A 16,357-nucleotide genomic window follows, 5' to 3' on the forward strand; every position below is an offset into this window, starting at 1 on the left:
CGAGTGGTTATAGCGTCGGGGCATGGTTCAGGTGCTGCTGCTGTGCGGGTCGGTGCGCAAGGGGTCCTCGAACGAGGCCATGCTACGGCTGGTGCAGGAGGTCGTAGGGGAACCGGACAGTGCGGTGTTCTATGACGGTCTGGGAGAGCTTCCTCACTTCAACCCGGATCTGGACGCCGATCCGCTTCCCGAGTCCGTCGTTGAACTACGCCGCGCTATAGCGGAGGCGGATGCGGTTCTCGTCTCTACGCCCGAGTACGCGGGCACACTGCCGGGTTCCTTTAAGAACTTGCTGGACTGGACCGTCGGCGGGACCGAGATCTGTGACAAGCCGACGGGGTGGATCAATGCCGCGAACCCTGGGCGCGGTGAGGGTGCCATCGCCACCTTGCGGACGGTTCTGGAGTACACCGGTGCCGCGATTGTGGAGGACGCCTGTGTACGGATCGCTCTAGCGGATCCCGATGCGGGAAAACGTATTGGCGCGGTCCTGAAGGCCTTGCGGTAGAACAGACGGATGCGACCGGAACCAGGCCAAGTCCTGCATTTCTCGGAAGACCCGACGATCACCCGCTTCTCGCCCCACGTCGCCGCCACGGCGCGGCAGCCGGAGTCGTATGTGTGGGCGGTCGCCTACGACCGTTCGCCCGACTACTGGTTTCCGCGACAGTGTCCGCGCGCTATGGCATGGGTGACACCGGAGACCACGGAGGAGGACCGGGAGCGGATCATCGGTCCCGGGGGCGGGCTGCGGGTGCACGCTGTGGAGTACGGCTGGCTGGAGCGGATGCGGACAACGGAGTTGTACGCGTACCGGCTCGACGCTAAGGAGTTCCGGCCGTTCGGCGATCCCGTGAACGCACATGTGGCGGAGGCAGATGTCGTGCCGCTCGGGCCGGCGGAGCGCGTGCGCGACCTGTTCGAGCTGTTCGATGAGGCGGACATCCAGCTCCGGGTCCTCCCGACGCTGCTGCCGTTCTGGGACCAGGTGATCACCACGACCCTGGGATTCAGCGGGATCCGGCTCCGGAACGCCCGGCCCGCCCCGGCGGCCGGTGCGGCTAGTCCGCCCCCAGCACCCTGATCCGCCGCGTCTTCTCCTGCTGAGCGGCCAGCTCGGAGTCGGCGGGATAGACGACCTCCTCCAGCGTCAGCCCCTGCGGCGGCGCGACCTTCACCTCGGGCGAGCGCACCTCCTCGGCGAGGATGCGCCCCGGATCGCCCACCGGCCGCCGCCCCTCCCCCACCGCCAGCAGCGCGCCGACCAGCGAACGCACCATGGAGTGGCAGAAGGCGTCGGCCCGCACATCGGCGACCAGCAGCCCGCCGGGCGTCAGCGACGTCGGCGCCTCGCGCGTCCACTCCAGGCGGGTCAGGCAGCGGATGGTGGTGGCACCCTCGCGCTTCTTGCAGAAGGAGGCGAAGTCATGCTCCCCGAGCAGCGCAGCCGCCGCCTCGTTCATCAGCACGGGATCCAACGCCCGCGGATGCCACGTGACGTCGTTCCGGCGCAGCGGATGCGGCCCATAGGGGACGTCGGTGACACGGTAGGCATAGCGGCGCCCCTTGGCCGCGAACCGGGCGTCGAAGCCCGCCGGCGCCGGCGCCGCCGACCAGACCCGCACATCCCCCGGCAGCACGGCGGCCAGGCGCCGCAGCAGCCGCTCCTCGTGCTCGCCCCACAGCGCGTCGGGAACGTCCAGATGCGCGACCTGCCCACTGGCGTGCACCCCGGCGTCCGTACGCCCGGCGACGACCAGCGTCACGTCCTGCCGCAGCACCGTGGACAGCGCCGAGGTGAGCTCCCCGCACACCGTCCGCCGCCCGGGCTGCATGGCCCACCCGGAGAACGCGGTGCCGTCGTAGGCCAGGTCGAGGCGGACGCGAAGATGGCCGGGGGCGGGGTCGGTGCTCATCGGTCCATTGTGGCGCAGGCGGTTGTGGGTCGGCGTTGTCGGTCGGCGCTGGCAGGATGCCCTGCCATGGGAGCTTCGGGATGGGACTACATAGAGCCCTTCGACACGGATCTGGCGACGACCCTGGCGAACCTGCGCCGCCGGGTATTCGACGAGGGTGACTACTTCTGGTTCGACTCGATCCCGAAGCCTGCCACCTTCGCTGAGCTCGAAGGACTCTTCGCAGAGATCGCCGCGCTGACGCCGGACGAGATCGACTACGAGGACCCCCGGATCATCCAGCTGGCGGACATCGCGTCGAGCGGCACCCACTCGATCCTGGACATGTCCGCTGTAGGCGCGCGCGGCCCCATCACACCCCTGCCCGCAGGCGAGGCCGAAGCCTTGTTCAGCACCGCCCAGCCCACGCGTGCCGACTTCGACCGGGTCGGCGAGGGTCGGTGGGTCGAAGTCGAGGGCCGATGGAGCGGCGCCTGCGTCCAGCTCCACGATGACAGCGGCACCGTTACCGAGGTCGCCTTCTGGGGCGTCTCCGGAGACTGACCACACCCCCGCCCACGCGAAAGCCCGCCGCCTCCGAAGAGACGGCGGGCTCTCACGAACATCAGAAGGAGACTTACTCCTTCTCAGCAGCCTCAGCCTCGGTGGTCTCGGCCTCGGCGGCCGGAGCCTCCTCGACGACCTCGGCCTCGGGCTCGGCCTTGGCCGGTGCCGGGGCGGCGGTCTTCTTGCTCGCGCGCTTCGTCGCGGCCTCGGCCTCGCGGACCGCGGTCTGCTGCACGGTGAGGGCCTCGACCAGCTCGATCACGGCCATGGGGGCGTTGTCGCCCTTGCGGTTGCCGGCCTTGATGATGCGGGTGTAGCCGCCGGGGCGGTTCTCGTAGTTCGGCGCGATCTCGTCGAACAGGCGGAAGACGATGTCCTTGTCGCGGAGCACGGCCAGGACCTGGCGACGGTTGTGCAGGTCGCCCTTCTTGGCCTTGGTGATCAGCCGCTCGGCGTAGGGGCGCAGCAGGCGCGCCTTGGCCTCGGTGGTGGTGATCCTGTCGTGCTCGAACAGCGACTTGGCGAGGTTCGCCAGGATCAGCTTCTGGTGGGCCGGGGAGCCGCCGAGGCGGGCGCCCTTCTTCGGCTGGGGCATTGCTTCTTCTCCTTGGTGTCTCGGGCCGTGTCAGGTACCCGGGAACTTGAGCCGGTGCCGGGCGGGGTGCCCGGCGCCGGAAACCGGGCCGACCCTGGCGGGGCGGCCCGGCTGGGGAGCCTTACAGCTCCTCGGTCTCCGCGTAGCCGGAGTCCAGGTCCTCTTCCTCGTCGTACTGGTTGTCCACCACGAGCGAGGGGTCGAATCCGGGCGGGCTGTCCTTCAGGGCCAGGCCCATGCTCATCAGCTTGACCTTGACCTCGTCGATGGACTTCGCACCGAAGTTGCGGATGTCCAGCAGGTCGGCCTCGCTGCGGGCGACGAGCTCGCCCACGGTGTGGATGCCCTCGCGCTTGAGGCAGTTGTACGAGCGGACCGTCAGCTCCAGGTCCTCGATCGGCAGCGCCAGGTCGGCGGCCAGGGCGGCGTCCGTCGGGGACGGGCCCATGTCGATGCCCTCGGCCTCGATGTTCAGCTCGCGCGCCAGGCCGAACAGCTCGACCAGGGTCTTACCGGCCGAGGCGACGGCGTCGCGCGGGCGCATCGACTGCTTGGTCTCCACGTCCAGCACCAGGCGGTCGAAGTCGGTCCGCTGCTCGACGCGGGTGGCCTCGACGTCGTACTTGACCTTCAGCACCGGCGAGTAGATCGAGTCGATCGGGATGCGCCCGATCTCCTGGCCCGCCTGCTTGTTCTGCACCGCGCTGACGTAGCCGCGGCCGCGCTCGACGGTGAGCTCCATCTCGAGCTTGCCCTTGCCGTTGAGCGTGGCGATGATCAGCTCGGGGTTGTGGACCTCGACGCCGGCCGGCGGGGCGATGTCGGCGGCGGTGACGGTGCCCGGGCCCTGCTTGCGCAGGTACATGGTCACCGGCTCGTCGATCTCCGAGGAGACGACCAGCTGCTTGATGTTCAGGATGAGGTCGGTGACGTCCTCCTTCACACCCGGGATCGTGGTGAACTCGTGGAGCACGCCGTCGATCCGGATGGACGTCACCGCGGCGCCGGGGATGGACGACAGAAGCGTCCGGCGCAGCGAGTTGCCGAGGGTGTAGCCGAAGCCCGGCTCCAGCGGCTCGATGAGGAACCGCGAGCGGTACTCATCGATGATTTCCTCGGTGAGGGTGGGGCGCTGTGCGATAAGCACGGTGGAACCTCCATTGCCTGGGTCGGCCGCTATTTGCCGACCACGGGGGTGATGCCCCTATAGGGAGTCCCGCGCAGGGACTCCCTATAGGTTTCGAACTACTACTGCCGATTACTTGGAGTAGAGCTCGACGATCAGCTGCTCCTGGACCTGCGTGTCAATGACAGCACGCTCCGGGAGGGAGTGCACGAGGATCCGCATCTTCGACGGGATGACCTCGATCCACGCCGGGACGGCACGCTCGCCGGCCTCGGCACGGGCGACCACGAACGGGGTGAGCTCCAGGCTCTCCTTGCGAACCTCGACGATGTCGCTCGGGGTGACCCGCATCGAGGGGATGTTCGCCTTGTGGCCGTTGATCAGGATGTGGCCGTGGCGCACCAGCTGGCGCGCGTGGTCGCGGGACTTGGCGAAGCCGGCGCGGTAGACCACGTTGTCCAGGCGGGACTCGAGGATGCGGAGCAGGTTCTCACCCGTCTTGCCACCCTTGCGGTTGGCCTCCTCGTAGTAACCGCGGAACTGCTTCTCCAGAACGCCGTAGATACGGGCGGTCTTCTGCTTCTCGCGAAGCTGGAGCAGGTACTCGTTCTCCTTGGTGCGACCGCGGCCGTGCTCACCCGGGGGGTAGGGACGGATCTCGATCGGGCACTTGGGGCCATCGCACTTGCTGCCCTTGAGGAAGAGCTTGGTCTTCTCTCGGCGGCAGCGCTTGCAGTCGGGGCCGGTGTAACGGGCCATGTTTGTTCTTCTCTCCTAGCTCAGACGCGCCGGCGCTTCGGCGGACGGCAGCCGTTGTGCGGCGAAGGGGTGACGTCGTTGATGGATCCGACCTCCAGGCCGGTCTGCTGAAGCGACCGGATGGCGGTCTCACGGCCGGAGCCGGGACCCTTGACGAACACGTCGACCTTCTTCATGCCGTGCTCCATGGCGCGGCGGGCGGCGGCCTCGGCGGTCATCTGAGCGGCGAACGGGGTCGACTTGCGCGAGCCCTTGAAGCCCACCTGACCCGAACTCGCCCACGCGATCACGTTCCCCTGCGGGTCGGTGATGGAGACGATGGTGTTGTTGAACGTGCTCTTGATGTGAGCGTGCCCGTGGGCGACGTTCTTCTTTTCCTTGCGGCGCAGCTTGGGAGCCTTGGCGCCGGCCTTACGGCTCTGGGGAGGCATTGTGCTGGGTTCTCCTGAATGAGGTGATCGGTCCGGGCCACTGACAACCAGTTAGGTTCCGGTCCGTGGCTGGACTACTTCCGGCCGGCCTTCTTCTTGCCGGCGATGGCCTTGCGCGGGCCCTTGCGCGTACGCGCGTTGGTGTGGGTGCGCTGACCGTGCACCGGCAGGCCCTTGCGGTGCCGGACGCCCTGGTAGCAGCCGATCTCGATCTTGCGGCGGATGTCCGCCTGGACCTCACGGCGAAGGTCGCCCTCGACGCGGTAGTTCGTGTCGATCCACTGGCGGAGCTTGACGAGGTCGTCCTCCGTCAGGTCCTTCACGCGCGTGTTGGGGTTGATGCCGGTCTCCGCGCACGTCTTCTGCGAGCGGGTCCGGCCGATGCCGTAGATGTAGGTGAGGGCGATCTCCAGACGCTTTTCGCGCGGGATGTCCACACCAGAGAGACGTGCCATCAGGCAGGCTCCTGTTTCTGTTTCATTCCGGAGGTGTCGATGCAGCGCCGGTCCTGGTGCCTGACCAGGTCTTCGGCCTCCGGGCCGAAGGTTTCATCCGCGAGCCCTATGGCGGGAGCACGCGGGGTCGGGACGCTGCGGGTTACCTCAGCCGGCTTGTTGCGGAGCCGGCCTTGAGCAGTGAGCTCAGCCCTGACGCTGCTTGTGGCGCAGGTTCTCGCAGATCACCATGACGCGGCCGTGGCGACGGATCACCTTGCACTTGTCGCAGATCTTCTTGACGCTGGGCTTGACCTTCATTTTGGTTCCTTAACTGGTATCGGTCGTCCGGTGCGGAAACACCGAAAGGCAGCCCACCACCATGAGCGTGGTGAGCCTCGATAGGACGCGAACAGCACGGGACCCCTGGCGAGCCGGAGGGGTCCTACTGGTCACTTGTAGCGGTAGACGATGCGCCCACGGGTCAGGTCGTACGGGCTCAGCTCGACGACGACCCGGTCGTCCGGGAGGATCCGGATGTAGTGCATCCGCATCTTGCCGGAGATGTGCGCGAGGACCTTGTGGCCGTTCGCCAGCTCAACGCGGAACATCGCGTTGGGCAGGGACTCGATGATGGTGCCCTCGATCTCGATGGCGCCTTCTTTTTTGGCCAAGTTCCTTCAATCTCCTTCAGAAGGGTGTCTACTGCCGTGTCGGTTCCGGCAACAGGAGCAAGTGGTGGTCCAGCAGTGATGCGCTCATAGACCCAGCCGCGGGGGCGCACGTGAACCACTCCATACGGAGCCGACACGCCAGTGTACGCCGAACACTTGCAGAACGCGAAACCGAGGCTTTCTACCCCGTCCGCGCGAAAGATAAAACCGGGGGCGGGTGGCGAAAATTCCCACCTCGTTCGCCGCACGGACACCAACGGACACCGGGAGCGACGCGGAGACCGAAACAGACCGCGGCCGGGCACCCGGTCGCGGTCTGGCGAGGTCAGTCGGTGGCGGGCGGTACCCGCCGCACCCTCAGTTCCGCCGGTTGATCCCCCGCGCCACCATCAGCACACCCCAGATCCCGATCGGCCAGATCGGCCAGAAGTGGCCCCAGTCGCCGCCGCCGGCCAGATTGGTGACCAGCCAGATGCCGGTGAGCAGCACCGACAGCGACAGCCAGGCACTGAAGGAGGCCAGGCCGCGTCCGCGATCCCGGCGGCCGGCCGCGGCCTGCTGCCAGCGCTCGGCCTGGCGGGCCCGGTGCGCCTGGTGCCGGTTCTGGTGCCGCGCCCAGCGGTCCTGCTGACGCTCCAGGTGGTGGTTGATGCGGTCCTGGATGGCCTGGTTGTCGATGTTGATCTGCATCCGGCCGGACTCGTCGCGGCGCACCTCGACCGGCCGCTGCTGGGACTGCGCGGTGCGCTGCTGGGCCTGCTGGAAGTTCAGCTGCGCCAGGTCCACCGGCAGGTCCCGGGTGAGCGTGCGCAGCTCGCCGTACGTCTTGGCCTCATAGGCCTTGGTCATGCGCTCGTCGAACTCCTCGAGCGTGAGCCTGCCCGCGGCGTGGTGCTCGCGCAGCTGCTCCACGAGGCGCTCGCGGTCGGCGTCGCCGGCGCGCATATCGGGATCGAACGAGGCCCCACCCTGCGTCGTCATCTCCGTGACTCCCCAACTGACTCGCGACATATCTCGACTGTACCGCAGGATCGCGGCCTCAGGATCCCCCCTTGGAGGGAGGTACGACTACTCCCGGTGGAGCATGATCTATCACGTGCGAAGCACGGACGCGCTGTCCCGACTCCAGATCCGCCCGCAGCGGCCGCGGCGCAACGACGTCATGGTGGCCCTGATCGTGCTGCTCCTGAACAGCGGCACGTACCTGATACCCGGCATCGTGCCGTGGGGACCGTGGCGGTACATGATGGAGACGGCGACGATCGTGCCGCTGCTGTGGCGGGAGTCCCTCCCGGTCCCCTCGGCCCTGACCACCGGCGCGCTGACGCTGATCGTCACCGCCACCGTGCACCCGGCCCAGCCGTTCCCGTACGCGGTCCTGGTCACCCAGTACACGATCGGGGCGGTGTTGCGCGGCCGGACCCGGGCGTTCCTGGTCGGGGTGTTCATGGCCGGCAACGTCGTCGCCGAGGCCCTGCACCAGCAGTGGGGCAACCCCGAGGACTTCCTGGTCACCTTCACCCTGAGCCTGACCGCGCTCTTCCTCGGGGTGCTCATGCAGTCCGAGCGCGACTCGCTGTCGGTGCGCGGCGACCGCGCGCTGCGGGCCGAGCGGGCCCGCATCGCGCGGGACATGCACGATGTGGTCGGCCACGCCGTCGCACTGATGGTGGTGCAGGCCGAGGCCGGGCCGCTGCTGGTACGCGACAAGCCGGAGCGGGCCGAGGCGGCCTTCGAGGCCATCTCCACCGCCGGCCGCGACGCGATGGCCCAGCTGCGGGGCCTGCTCGGCACGCTCAGCCAGGACGCCGCCGGCGGCCGGGAACCGCTGCCCACCCTGGCCGACCTCGACGAACTGGTGCACCGGGTCCGCAAGGCCGGACTCCACGTGCGCCTGGAGCAGACCGGCGACGCCGCGCCGCTGTCGCCGGGCGCCGAGACCGCCGCCTACCGCGTGGTGCAGGAAGCGCTCACCAATACCCTCAAGCACGCCAGGGCCTCGCGCGCCGAGGTCCGGTTGAGCTGGGTGCCGAGCGCGCTGGAGATCACCGTGGCGGACAACGGCCGTGGCGTGTCCGAAGGCACGGCCGACGGCGGCGGCGGACACGGCCTGACCGGCCTGCGGGAGCGGCTGGCCCCGGTGGGCGGCGCGCTGAGCTGGACCTCGCCGCCGGACACCGGCGGGTTCGCGCTGACCGCGGTCATCCCCGCGGGGCAGTAAGCCAGCCGGCACGAGACCGGAGCAGTGTCGGAGCCGGTGTCAGCGCCGCAGCCGGGGCCGGGCTGAGGACAGTCTTCACACGGGCCTGATAGAAAGCGGGCGTGGCGATTCGGGTAGTGGTGGCCGACGACCAGGAACTGGTGCGCAGCGGGTTCGCGATGATCCTGGACGCGCAGCCGGACATCGAGGTGGCCGGCGAGGCCGGCGACGGCGCCGAGGCCGTGGCGCTGGCCCGCGCGCTGCGCCCCGACGTGGTGCTGCTGGACGTCCGGATGCCGGTGATGGACGGCATCGAGGCCGCGCGCCAGATCACCGCCGACGGCGACAGCCGGATCCTCATGCTCACCACCTTCGACGTCGACGAGTACGTGTACGACGCGCTCTACGCCGGCGCGTCCGGCTTCCTGCTCAAGGACGTCCGCCGCGACGACCTGGTGCACGCGGTCCGCGTGGTCGCGGCCGGGGACTCGCTGCTGGCGCCCTCGGTGACCCGGCGGCTGATCGCCGACGTCACCTCCCGCCGCCCGGCCCGGGCCGGCGAGCCGGCGGCCGCGCCCTCGGCCCGCCTGGACGCCCTCACCCCGCGCGAGCGCGAGACGCTGCTGCTGATCGCCCGCGGCGCTTCGAACGCCGAGATCGCGGCCCGCCTGTACGTCACCGAGCACACGGTGAAGACCCACGTCAGCAACATCCTGATGAAGCTGGGGCTGCGCGACCGGGTCCACGCGGTGATCTTCGCCTACGACAGCGGGCTGGTGACTCCCTCTCCGGAGGGATGACTCACCCGATCTACCGAGTCCGCCGATCCCCTCCCGCGCGGGATCACAGGACGCCCGCGCCGCCGGACAGTGGTGGCATGTTGAGAAACGCCGCAGAACTGGCCATCCGCCGACCCAGGACCGTGGTCGCCGTGTGGGCCGTGGTCCTGGTGGTCGGCCTGGGCCTGGGCGGGACCGTGTTCGGCAGGCTCGGGGGGCTCGGCGCGAACGTGCCGGGCAGTCAGTCCCAGGTGACCGCCGACCGCCTGGACAAGATCGATCCCGGTGCCGACACCATCGACGCCCTGGTGGTCTCGGCGACCCCGGGCCGGGTGATCGCCGCGGACCCGGGCCTGCGGGACCGGGTCACCGCCGCCGTCGGGGACCTGCGCGCGATCCCGGGCGTCGCGCAGGTGCCGGACCCGTATCAGACTCCTGGCGCCACCGGCGACGGCCAGGCGGTCGCGATCCCGGTGACCTTCGTAAGCGGGATCGCCGCGCACGACGAGCACGTCGCCAGCCTCGCGGTCCAGGCCCGCCTGCACGCGATCGCGACCCCGGACTTCCAGGTCAAGGTCGGCGGCGGACCCCTGGCCGGCGACGCGCTGAACAGCATCGCGCAGTCCGACGCGAGCAAGGCCGAGCTGATCTCGCTGCCGATCGTGCTGTTGCTGCTGGTCGTGGTGTTCGGCGGGCTGCTGGCCGCGTCGCTGCCGCTGGTGCTGGCGGTGTGCGGCATCGCCTCCACGCTGCTGGTGCTGTTCGGCTTCAGCTTCGCCACCGACTTGTCGGTGTACTCGGTGCAGATCACGACGATGCTGGGCCTGGGCCTCGGTGTGGACTACGCGCTGCTGATGGTGACCCGCTTCAAGCAGGAGCGCGCGGCCACCCCGGACATCGCCGACTGCGTCCGCCGCACGGTCTCGGCGGCCGGCCGCACCGTCTTCTTCTCCGGGCTCACCGTCGCGGTCAGCCTGGTCGGCCTGGTGGTCTACTCGGCGCCGTTCCTGCGGAGCATGGGCCTGGCGGCCACGGCCGTGGTGGCGGTCGACATGCTGGCCGCGGTGACTCTGCTGCCGGCCCTGCTGGCGAAGTACGGACACCGGATCAAGCCGGCGAAGGCCGACCGCTCGGAGGGGCGCTGGTTCGGGAAGTTCGCGGCGGGCGTGGCCCGCCGGCCGCTGCCGGTCCTGCTGGTCATCGTCGCGGGCCTGGTCACCGTGGCCGCGCCGGTGACCGCGCTGTCGCTGAGCCCGGGTGATGCCCGCGAGCTGCCGGCCAGCTCGGAGCCGCGGCAGGTGTACGACCTGACCGTGGCGCACTTCCCCGGGCAGAGCGCGACCGGCCCCCTGTACGTGCTGGTCGACGGCGGCGCCACGAAGCCGGCCTATCTGACGCACCTGCGGTCGCTGCCGGGGGTCGTGCAGTCCGCGCAGAAAATGCTGCCCGACGGCAGCGCGGTGCTCCAGCTGACGCCCGCCGGAACGGTCGACGGCAAGGTCGCGACCGGCCTGGTGCAGACCATCCGCGCCGAGCACCAGGGCGCGTCCGTCACCGGCGACAGCGCGCACCTGGTGGACTTCCGGCAGATGCTCGTCGACCGGCTCCCCTACGCCGCCGGCGTGGTGTTCCTGTCGGTGTTCGTCCTGCTGTTCCTGTTCACCGGCTCGCTGCTGGTCCCGCTCAAGGCGGTGCTGACGAACCTGCTGAGCATCGGCGCCTCGCTGGGCGCGATGGTGTGGGTCTTCCAGCAGGGGCACTTCGCAGGGGTCTTCGGCTCCGGGCTCAAGGGCGGCCTCGGCGCGCTGGACGTGACGGTCCCGCCGCTGATGATCGCCGTCGCCTTCGGCCTGTCGATGGACTACGAGATCTTCATCCTCGGCCGGATCCGGGAGGCCAGGCTGGCCGGCGAGGAGGCGCGGCAGGCGGTGGTCACCGGCGTGCGGTACACCGGCCGGGTGGTGACGTGCGCGGCGGCGCTGCTGGTGATCGTCTTCGCCTGCTTCATGACCGGCGGCGCGGCCCCGATCCTGGAGTTCGGGTTCGGACTCACCTTCGCAGTGCTCATCGACGCCACCCTGGTCCGCATGATGCTGGTGCCCGCGGTGCTGGCACTGCTCGGCGAGCGCGCCTGGTGGGCGCCACGGGCACTGCGCGGGCTGCACGCCCGGTTCGGGGTCGCCGAAGCCCCGGAGCCGGCCCGTGAGGAGCTGCTGCAGAGCGTCTGAGCGGGAGAACAGCCGTCGGCCGGGTGCGCATGCCGCAGGTGCGAGGACACTGCGATGTGCGCGCCCGGCCCCTCTTTACTAGAGGCTTGAGACCGTGGTCGGCGCGGAGCGCGGCTCCGCCGGGTCCTCCGCCTTGGCCACGGCCCGCGTGACCACCTGCTGGGTCAGGTCCGGATCAGCACTGCCGAAGTTGGTGTCCGCCACATACAGCAGGGTGTCGCCGACCCGCACCAACACCAGGTCCACCTGGGCCGGCAGGTCGTCGACATCGGCGACCACTCGGATCGCGGCGCTGGCGTCCCCGGCCGGCGGGAAGGCCAGCGGCGTCACCAGGAAGTCGTAGCTGCTGCCGTCCTTGTCCGTCTCGGTGATCTTGGTGCAGCTGCGCATCGCCTGCGTGACCGAGGCGAGCAGCTCCTGCGCGGCCTCGGGGCTGGCGAAGCCGGCCAGGCCGGTGGCGATGTTCGGGCCGAACTGCGAGCGGCTGAACGAGGCCTCGGCCCAGGCCCGGGCGCCGGCCGGGTGGCCCTGGCTGTTCATCAGATCGGTCATCGACCGGCAGTCCGGCTCGGCCGAGGACATGACGCCGTCGGCGTCGGAGGTGTCGTCGTCGGCGACGAAGCCGGAGGGCATGTCGGCCTGGGTCAGCACCCGGGCCTTCAGATCGGCCGCGGTCGGCGGCGCGGGAGTCGGGCTCGGGGTCGGCGGCACGGACGCCGCCGGGGCAGGCGCCGCCGCGGGCTTCGCGGAGCTCTTCGAGGCCCCGCAGCCGGCCACGCCGCCGAGCGCCAGGAGCGCGGCGGCGGCCAGGGCGGCAGCCGATCGGTCACGAGCCATGCTTCATCGTCCGCCGGAATCAGGGCCGCCAGGCGGCGGACACCACGGACCCCGTGGCGTGCTCACCCCTGTCGGTCACGTCTGGTCACTCTTCCGGAGCAGTGGTCACCACGACACCGTCCGGTGTCAGCGCGACCGTGTGCTCCCAGTGTGCGGCGTAGGAGCCGTCCTTAGCCACGACCGTCCAGTCGTCGGCCAGTACCCGGGTCTTGTTCTTGCCCAGGGTCAGCATCGGCTCGATGGCGATGGCCATGCCGGTGGTCAGCACCGTGCGCTCGCCGCGCACCGGGTAGTTGAACACCATCGGCGCCATGTGCATCGCCGAGCCGATGCCGTGGCCGCCGTAGTCGCGCACGATGCCGTAGCGGCGCGGGTGCGAGCGGGTGGACTCGTCGATCGCGGTGGAGACGTCGTTGAGCGCCGCCCCCTCCTTCACCGCCTTGATGCCGGCCCACATCGCCTGCTCGGTGACCCGGGACAGCTCGGCGAGTTCCGGGGCGACCTCGCCGACGGCGACGGTGATGGCCGCGTCGGCGTGCCAGCCCTTGGTGTTCCAGCGCCCGACGGCGGCCTTGCCGGCCTCGTCGGGGATGATCGCACCGCAGTCGATCGAGATCAGGTCCCCCTCGCGCAGCACGCGCGAGCCGGGGATGCCGTGCACGATCTCCTCGTTGACCGAGGCGCAGATCGAGCCCGGGAAGTCGCCGTAGCCCAGGAACGAGGGCGCGGCGCCGAGCGAACGAATCGATTCCTCGGCGATCCGGTCCAGCTCACCGGTGGTGATGCCCGGCCGGACCGCCGAGCGCAGCAGCGCCAGGGTTCGTGAGACGACCTTTCCGGCCTGCTTCATGACCTCGAACTGCTCCGGGGTCTTCAGCTCGATCAGGCCGTCGTCGTCACCGTGGGCGTGCATGTTGGGAATTCCTTAGAGACTGCTGGGGAGGATACGGCGGGTCGTTCAGCCGCGGGCGGCGTCGACCGCCGCGAAGGCGCGCCGGGTGATCACGTCGACCTCGCCGGTGGCGTCGATCGTGGTCAGCACACCCTGCTCGCGGTAGTAGTCGATGATCGGGGCGGTCTCGGCCGCGTAGACCTCGAGGCGGGTGCGCACCACGTCCTCGGCGTCGTCGGAGCGCTGGTAGAGCTCGCCGCCGCAGATGTCGCACGTGGTGCCGGTCTTGGACGGGCTGTAGTCCACGTGGAAGATGTGCCCGGAGTCGTTGCGGCACAGCCGCCGGCCGGAGATCCGCTTGATCACCTCGCCGTTGTCGACCTCCAGGTCGAGCACGACGTCCAGGTAGGCCTTGCCGGCCGAGGGGGCGACCCCGTTGTCGGCGAGGATCTTGTCCAGCTCCTCGGCCTGCGCGACGTTGCGCGGAAAGCCGTCGAGCAGGAAGCCGGCGGCCGCGTCGGCCTGCGAGAGCCGGTCGCGGACGATGTCTATGGTGAGCTCGTCCGGGACCAACTGCCCGGCATCCAGGTACTCCTTGGCCTTCACTCCCAGGGGCGTGCCCTGGGAGATGTTGGCCCGGAAGATGTCCCCCGTGCTGATCTTCGGGACGTCCAGGTGCCCGGCGATGAACGAGGCTTGGGTGCCCTTGCCCGCGCCCGGCGGACCGACGAGAACGATACGCACTAGATGAGGAACCCTTCGGCGTCGATGGGACGGGCGGCACGGTGCCGCCCGCTTCGGGTGAGGCGCGTCGACGCCGTTGTCATCACCGCCGTCACCTCAGGAAGCCTTCGTAGTTGTGCTGCTGCAGCTGGGACTCGATCTGCTTCACCGTCTCCAGGCCCACGCCCACCATGATCAGGATGGTCGTGCCGCCGAACGGGAACTTCCCGCTCGCGTGCAGCTCGGCCAGGGCGATGAACGGAACGATCGCGATCACCGCCAGGTACAGGGCGCCGGGCCAGGTCACGCGGGTCGAGACGTACTGCAGGTACTCGGCGGTGGGCTTGCCGGCGCGGATGCCCGGGATGAAGCCGCCGTACTTCTTCATGTTGTCCGCGATCTCGTCGGGCACGAAGGTGATCGAGACGTAGAAGAAGGCGAAGCCGAGGATCAGCAGGAAGTAGGTGATCGAGTAGGTCAGCGAGTAGCCGTTCGTGGTCATGCCGAACTCCTTGTTGACCCAGTGCGCCCAACCCTTCTGGGCGTTCGGGTTCGTGAAGTTCGCGACCATCAGCGGCAGCTGTAGCAGCGAGGAGGCGAAGATGACCGGGATGACACCGGCCTGGTTCACCTTCATCGGGATGTAGGTCGAGGACCCGCCGTACATCCGCCGTCCGACCATGCGCTTGGCGTACTGCACGGGAATGCGCCGCTGTCCCTGCTCGACGAACACCACGGCACCGACCATGACCATGCCCATCAGCAGCACGCCGAAGAACACCGGCCAGCCGTCCATGGTGGTCGAGCCCTGCTTGATGGACCACAGCGAGGACGGGAAGTTCGCGGTGATCGAGGTGAAGATCAGCAGCGACATGCCGTTGCCGATCCCGCGGTCGGTGATGAGCTCACCGAGCCACATGATCAGCGTCGTCCCGGCGGTCAGCGTGATGACCATGACGGCCATCCCGACCCAGTCCACCTTCGGGAAGATCACGTTCTGGCCGGAGCACCCCGGGCCCAGCAGGGCGCTCGGGTTGTTCTTCATCAGCGTGAGCATCGTGGTCGACTGCAGAATCGCCAGCCCGATGGTCAGGTACCGGGTGTACTGCGTGATCTTCGTCTGCCCCGCCTGACCCTCCTTCTTGAGGGCCTCCAACCGCGGGATCACGACGGTCAGCAGCTGCAGAATGATCGACGCGGTGATGTACGGCATGATGCCCAGCGCGAAGATCGACAGCTGCAGCAGCGCACCGCCGGAGAACAGGTTGATCAGACCCAGCGCGCCATTGCTCTGACCACTGGACTTGCTCAGACCCACACACTGGCTCAGCGTATGGGTGTCCACACCCGGCGCCGGAATGTGGGCGCCCAGCCTGAACAAGGCCATGATGGCCAGCGTGAAGAGCAGCTTCTTGCGCAGGTCGGGCGTACGAAACGCCCGAGCGAATGCGGTGAGCATGGTCCTCCTGCGCCTTGACGCGACAGATTGTCAAAGGGTCCTGATGACCGCGCGCCGCGGGCTCTGCGCAGGTACGCGGGGCTCGGAGGGCACACGGGAGTCGGGTCGGGGTGATGGCCGACCTGCGCCATCTTACGCATAGCAGGGAGGCGAAGGCGAGCGTCGGCTAGGGGCCTTCGGCACAGGGTGCCCGAGGCACTACTGGGGGTCGGGGTCGGACCAAGCACAAAGGACCCCACACAACCCCGTGACCAGCACCAACGACCACCCCCGACACGCGCACACCCAGCACAAGCGACACCTTGCCACCAGGCAAGAACAGCCCACCGCCGAGAACCCCGCCAGAGCAGCGCCGCGAAGCGCTGACTTGCGGCAGAGCACCCCCGAACACGCCACGGCCCAGCCCGCACCCGAGGCGCCAGCACAACCACCGACAACGGCCACGGCTTGCCACCGGAACAGAAAGCCGGTTGCCGACACGCGCTTCAACCGAGACGCGGGCAACCGAGGCCGAATGCCAAACGATTCCTCAAAAATGTTCGACCACACCCCAGGCCCAACCCTTACCGCCACCTATATACGTGACGCGCCCACGCACGAAACAAAGCCGAACAGTCGCGGACCGCCGCCTTCAGGAGGTCCGCAGGGGGCGCCCCTCCCTGTAGAGCACCCGCCGGAGGCACCTGCCTTTGATCTCAGGCACCCACGCAACCCACACACAACCCCCTGAGCCCAAAAAAGAGCGCCGCCCCGAGCCC

General features: G+C 69.1%; 19 protein-coding genes. 6 read left to right on the forward strand and 13 right to left on the reverse strand.

Annotated elements, in window-relative coordinates; genetic code table 11:
• The first annotated feature begins 22 nt into the window (after positions 1–22).
• Positions 23–508: an NADPH-dependent FMN reductase gene (locus tag ABIA35_RS38360; protein WP_370337373.1), complete on the forward strand. Its 486-nt coding sequence runs from the start codon at positions 23–25 to the stop codon at positions 506–508.
• Positions 509–517: 9 nt separating this feature from the next.
• The gene (locus ABIA35_RS38365; RefSeq protein ID WP_370337371.1) at positions 518–1,084 is read left to right on the forward strand and encodes a DUF6886 family protein; all 567 of its coding nucleotides are present in this window, start codon (positions 518–520) and stop codon (positions 1,082–1,084) included.
• Here ABIA35_RS38365 and truA read toward each other — a convergent pair.
• On the reverse strand, positions 1,062–1,916 hold the full coding sequence (truA, locus tag ABIA35_RS38370; protein ID WP_370361214.1) for a tRNA pseudouridine(38-40) synthase TruA: 855 nt from the start codon (positions 1,914–1,916) through the stop codon (positions 1,062–1,064). The two genes, ABIA35_RS38365 and truA, sit on opposite strands and share 23 nt — an antisense overlap.
• A 66-nt stretch (positions 1,917–1,982) precedes the next feature.
• On the opposite strand from truA, the gene ABIA35_RS38375 reads away from it, so the two are divergent.
• Entirely contained in the window at positions 1,983–2,459 is a 477-nt protein-coding gene (locus ABIA35_RS38375) for a hypothetical protein (protein ID WP_370361215.1), read from the forward strand.
• 73 nt (positions 2,460–2,532) lie between these two features.
• Here the strand turns inward: ABIA35_RS38375 and rplQ are convergent, their stop codons facing one another.
• The 8 genes from rplQ to ABIA35_RS38415 all read right to left on the reverse strand — a co-directional run bounded on the left by rplQ (position 2,533) and on the right by ABIA35_RS38415 (position 7,462).
• Positions 2,533–3,057 (reverse strand): 50S ribosomal protein L17, encoded by a 525-nt coding sequence (gene rplQ, locus ABIA35_RS38380; RefSeq protein ID WP_370337365.1) that lies wholly within the window; start codon positions 3,055–3,057, stop codon positions 2,533–2,535.
• Positions 3,058–3,178: 121 nt separating this feature from the next.
• Entirely contained in the window at positions 3,179–4,204 is a 1,026-nt protein-coding gene (locus ABIA35_RS38385; RefSeq protein WP_012785190.1) for a DNA-directed RNA polymerase subunit alpha, read from the reverse strand.
• A 111-nt stretch (positions 4,205–4,315) separates the two neighbouring features.
• Positions 4,316–4,942 carry a 30S ribosomal protein S4 gene (rpsD, locus tag ABIA35_RS38390; RefSeq protein WP_012785189.1) on the reverse strand — a complete coding sequence of 209 codons (627 nt, stop codon included), beginning with the start codon at positions 4,940–4,942 and terminating at the stop codon, positions 4,316–4,318.
• 20 nt (positions 4,943–4,962) lie between these two features.
• On the reverse strand, positions 4,963–5,373 hold the full coding sequence (gene rpsK, locus ABIA35_RS38395; protein ID WP_012785188.1) for a 30S ribosomal protein S11: 411 nt from the start codon (positions 5,371–5,373) through the stop codon (positions 4,963–4,965).
• Between the two features lie 74 nt (positions 5,374–5,447).
• Entirely contained in the window at positions 5,448–5,828 is a 381-nt protein-coding gene (gene rpsM / locus ABIA35_RS38400; RefSeq protein WP_012785187.1) for a 30S ribosomal protein S13, read from the reverse strand.
• A gap of 186 nt (positions 5,829–6,014) precedes the next feature.
• Positions 6,015–6,128, reverse strand: a complete 114-nt coding sequence (gene rpmJ / locus ABIA35_RS38405; protein ID WP_009740505.1) for a 50S ribosomal protein L36 — start codon at positions 6,126–6,128, stop codon at positions 6,015–6,017.
• Between the two features lie 131 nt (positions 6,129–6,259).
• On the reverse strand, positions 6,260–6,481 hold the full coding sequence (gene infA / locus ABIA35_RS38410; protein WP_012785186.1) for a translation initiation factor IF-1: 222 nt from the start codon (positions 6,479–6,481) through the stop codon (positions 6,260–6,262).
• A gap of 357 nt (positions 6,482–6,838) precedes the next feature.
• Positions 6,839–7,462, reverse strand: a complete 624-nt coding sequence (locus tag ABIA35_RS38415) for a DUF1707 domain-containing protein (protein ID WP_370337361.1) — start codon at positions 7,460–7,462, stop codon at positions 6,839–6,841.
• Positions 7,463–7,577: 115 nt separating this feature from the next.
• Here ABIA35_RS38415 and ABIA35_RS38420 point away from each other — a divergent pair, with 115 nt between their 5' ends.
• From ABIA35_RS38420 to ABIA35_RS38430, 3 genes are all read left to right on the forward strand, one after another.
• Positions 7,578–8,702, forward strand: coding sequence for a sensor histidine kinase (locus ABIA35_RS38420; protein ID WP_370361216.1), 1,125 nt, complete (start codon positions 7,578–7,580; stop codon positions 8,700–8,702).
• 101 nt (positions 8,703–8,803) lie between these two features.
• Positions 8,804–9,481, forward strand: coding sequence for a response regulator (locus ABIA35_RS38425; RefSeq protein ID WP_370337357.1), 678 nt, complete (start codon positions 8,804–8,806; stop codon positions 9,479–9,481).
• 77 nt (positions 9,482–9,558) lie between these two features.
• Positions 9,559–11,688, forward strand: a complete 2,130-nt coding sequence (locus ABIA35_RS38430) for an MMPL family transporter (protein WP_370361217.1) — start codon at positions 9,559–9,561, stop codon at positions 11,686–11,688.
• 78 nt (positions 11,689–11,766) lie between these two features.
• Here ABIA35_RS38430 and ABIA35_RS38435 read toward each other — a convergent pair whose 3' ends face one another.
• The 4 genes from ABIA35_RS38435 to secY all read right to left on the reverse strand — a co-directional run bounded on the left by ABIA35_RS38435 (position 11,767) and on the right by secY (position 15,599).
• The gene (locus ABIA35_RS38435) at positions 11,767–12,525 is read right to left on the reverse strand and encodes a sensor domain-containing protein (protein ID WP_370337353.1); all 759 of its coding nucleotides are present in this window, start codon (positions 12,523–12,525) and stop codon (positions 11,767–11,769) included.
• An 85-nt stretch (positions 12,526–12,610) separates the two neighbouring features.
• A complete protein-coding gene (map, locus tag ABIA35_RS38440; RefSeq protein WP_370361218.1) occupies positions 12,611–13,438 on the reverse strand; it encodes a type I methionyl aminopeptidase in 828 nt (275 codons plus the stop codon).
• 45 nt (positions 13,439–13,483) lie between these two features.
• On the reverse strand, positions 13,484–14,161 hold the full coding sequence (locus ABIA35_RS38445) for an adenylate kinase (RefSeq protein WP_370337349.1): 678 nt from the start codon (positions 14,159–14,161) through the stop codon (positions 13,484–13,486).
• A gap of 91 nt (positions 14,162–14,252) precedes the next feature.
• Positions 14,253–15,599: a preprotein translocase subunit SecY gene (gene secY, locus ABIA35_RS38450; protein ID WP_370337347.1), complete on the reverse strand. Its 1,347-nt coding sequence runs from the start codon at positions 15,597–15,599 to the stop codon at positions 14,253–14,255.
• Positions 15,600–16,357: the final 758 nt, after the last annotated feature.

This window comes from Catenulispora sp. MAP12-49 (assembly GCF_041262705.1).
In the GTDB taxonomy this organism is placed as follows: domain Bacteria; phylum Actinomycetota; class Actinomycetes; order Streptomycetales; family Catenulisporaceae; genus Catenulispora.

Coding starts and splice junctions, on each gene's coding strand:
- rpmJ (WP_009740505.1), bottom strand. CDS start 6,128: ATGAAGGTCAAGCCCAGCGTCAAGAAGATCTGCGACAAGTGCAAGGTG.
- rplQ (WP_370337365.1), bottom strand. CDS start 3,057: ATGCCCCAGCCGAAGAAGGGCGCCCGCCTCGGCGGCTCCCCGGCCCAC.
- rpsK (WP_012785188.1), bottom strand. CDS start 5,373: ATGCCTCCCCAGAGCCGTAAGGCCGGCGCCAAGGCTCCCAAGCTGCGC.
- ABIA35_RS38375 (WP_370361215.1), top strand. CDS start 1,983: ATGGGAGCTTCGGGATGGGACTACATAGAGCCCTTCGACACGGATCTG.
- ABIA35_RS38365 (WP_370337371.1), top strand. CDS start 518: ATGCGACCGGAACCAGGCCAAGTCCTGCATTTCTCGGAAGACCCGACG.
- secY (WP_370337347.1), bottom strand. CDS start 15,599: ATGCTCACCGCATTCGCTCGGGCGTTTCGTACGCCCGACCTGCGCAAG.
- truA (WP_370361214.1), bottom strand. CDS start 1,916: ATGAGCACCGACCCCGCCCCCGGCCATCTTCGCGTCCGCCTCGACCTG.
- ABIA35_RS38435 (WP_370337353.1), bottom strand. CDS start 12,525: ATGGCTCGTGACCGATCGGCTGCCGCCCTGGCCGCCGCCGCGCTCCTG.
- map (WP_370361218.1), bottom strand. CDS start 13,438: ATGCACGCCCACGGTGACGACGACGGCCTGATCGAGCTGAAGACCCCG.
- ABIA35_RS38430 (WP_370361217.1), top strand. CDS start 9,559: ATGTTGAGAAACGCCGCAGAACTGGCCATCCGCCGACCCAGGACCGTG.
- ABIA35_RS38360 (WP_370337373.1), top strand. CDS start 23: ATGGTTCAGGTGCTGCTGCTGTGCGGGTCGGTGCGCAAGGGGTCCTCG.
- ABIA35_RS38415 (WP_370337361.1), bottom strand. CDS start 7,462: ATGACGACGCAGGGTGGGGCCTCGTTCGATCCCGATATGCGCGCCGGC.
- rpsD (WP_012785189.1), bottom strand. CDS start 4,942: ATGGCCCGTTACACCGGCCCCGACTGCAAGCGCTGCCGCCGAGAGAAG.
- rpsM (WP_012785187.1), bottom strand. CDS start 5,828: ATGGCACGTCTCTCTGGTGTGGACATCCCGCGCGAAAAGCGTCTGGAG.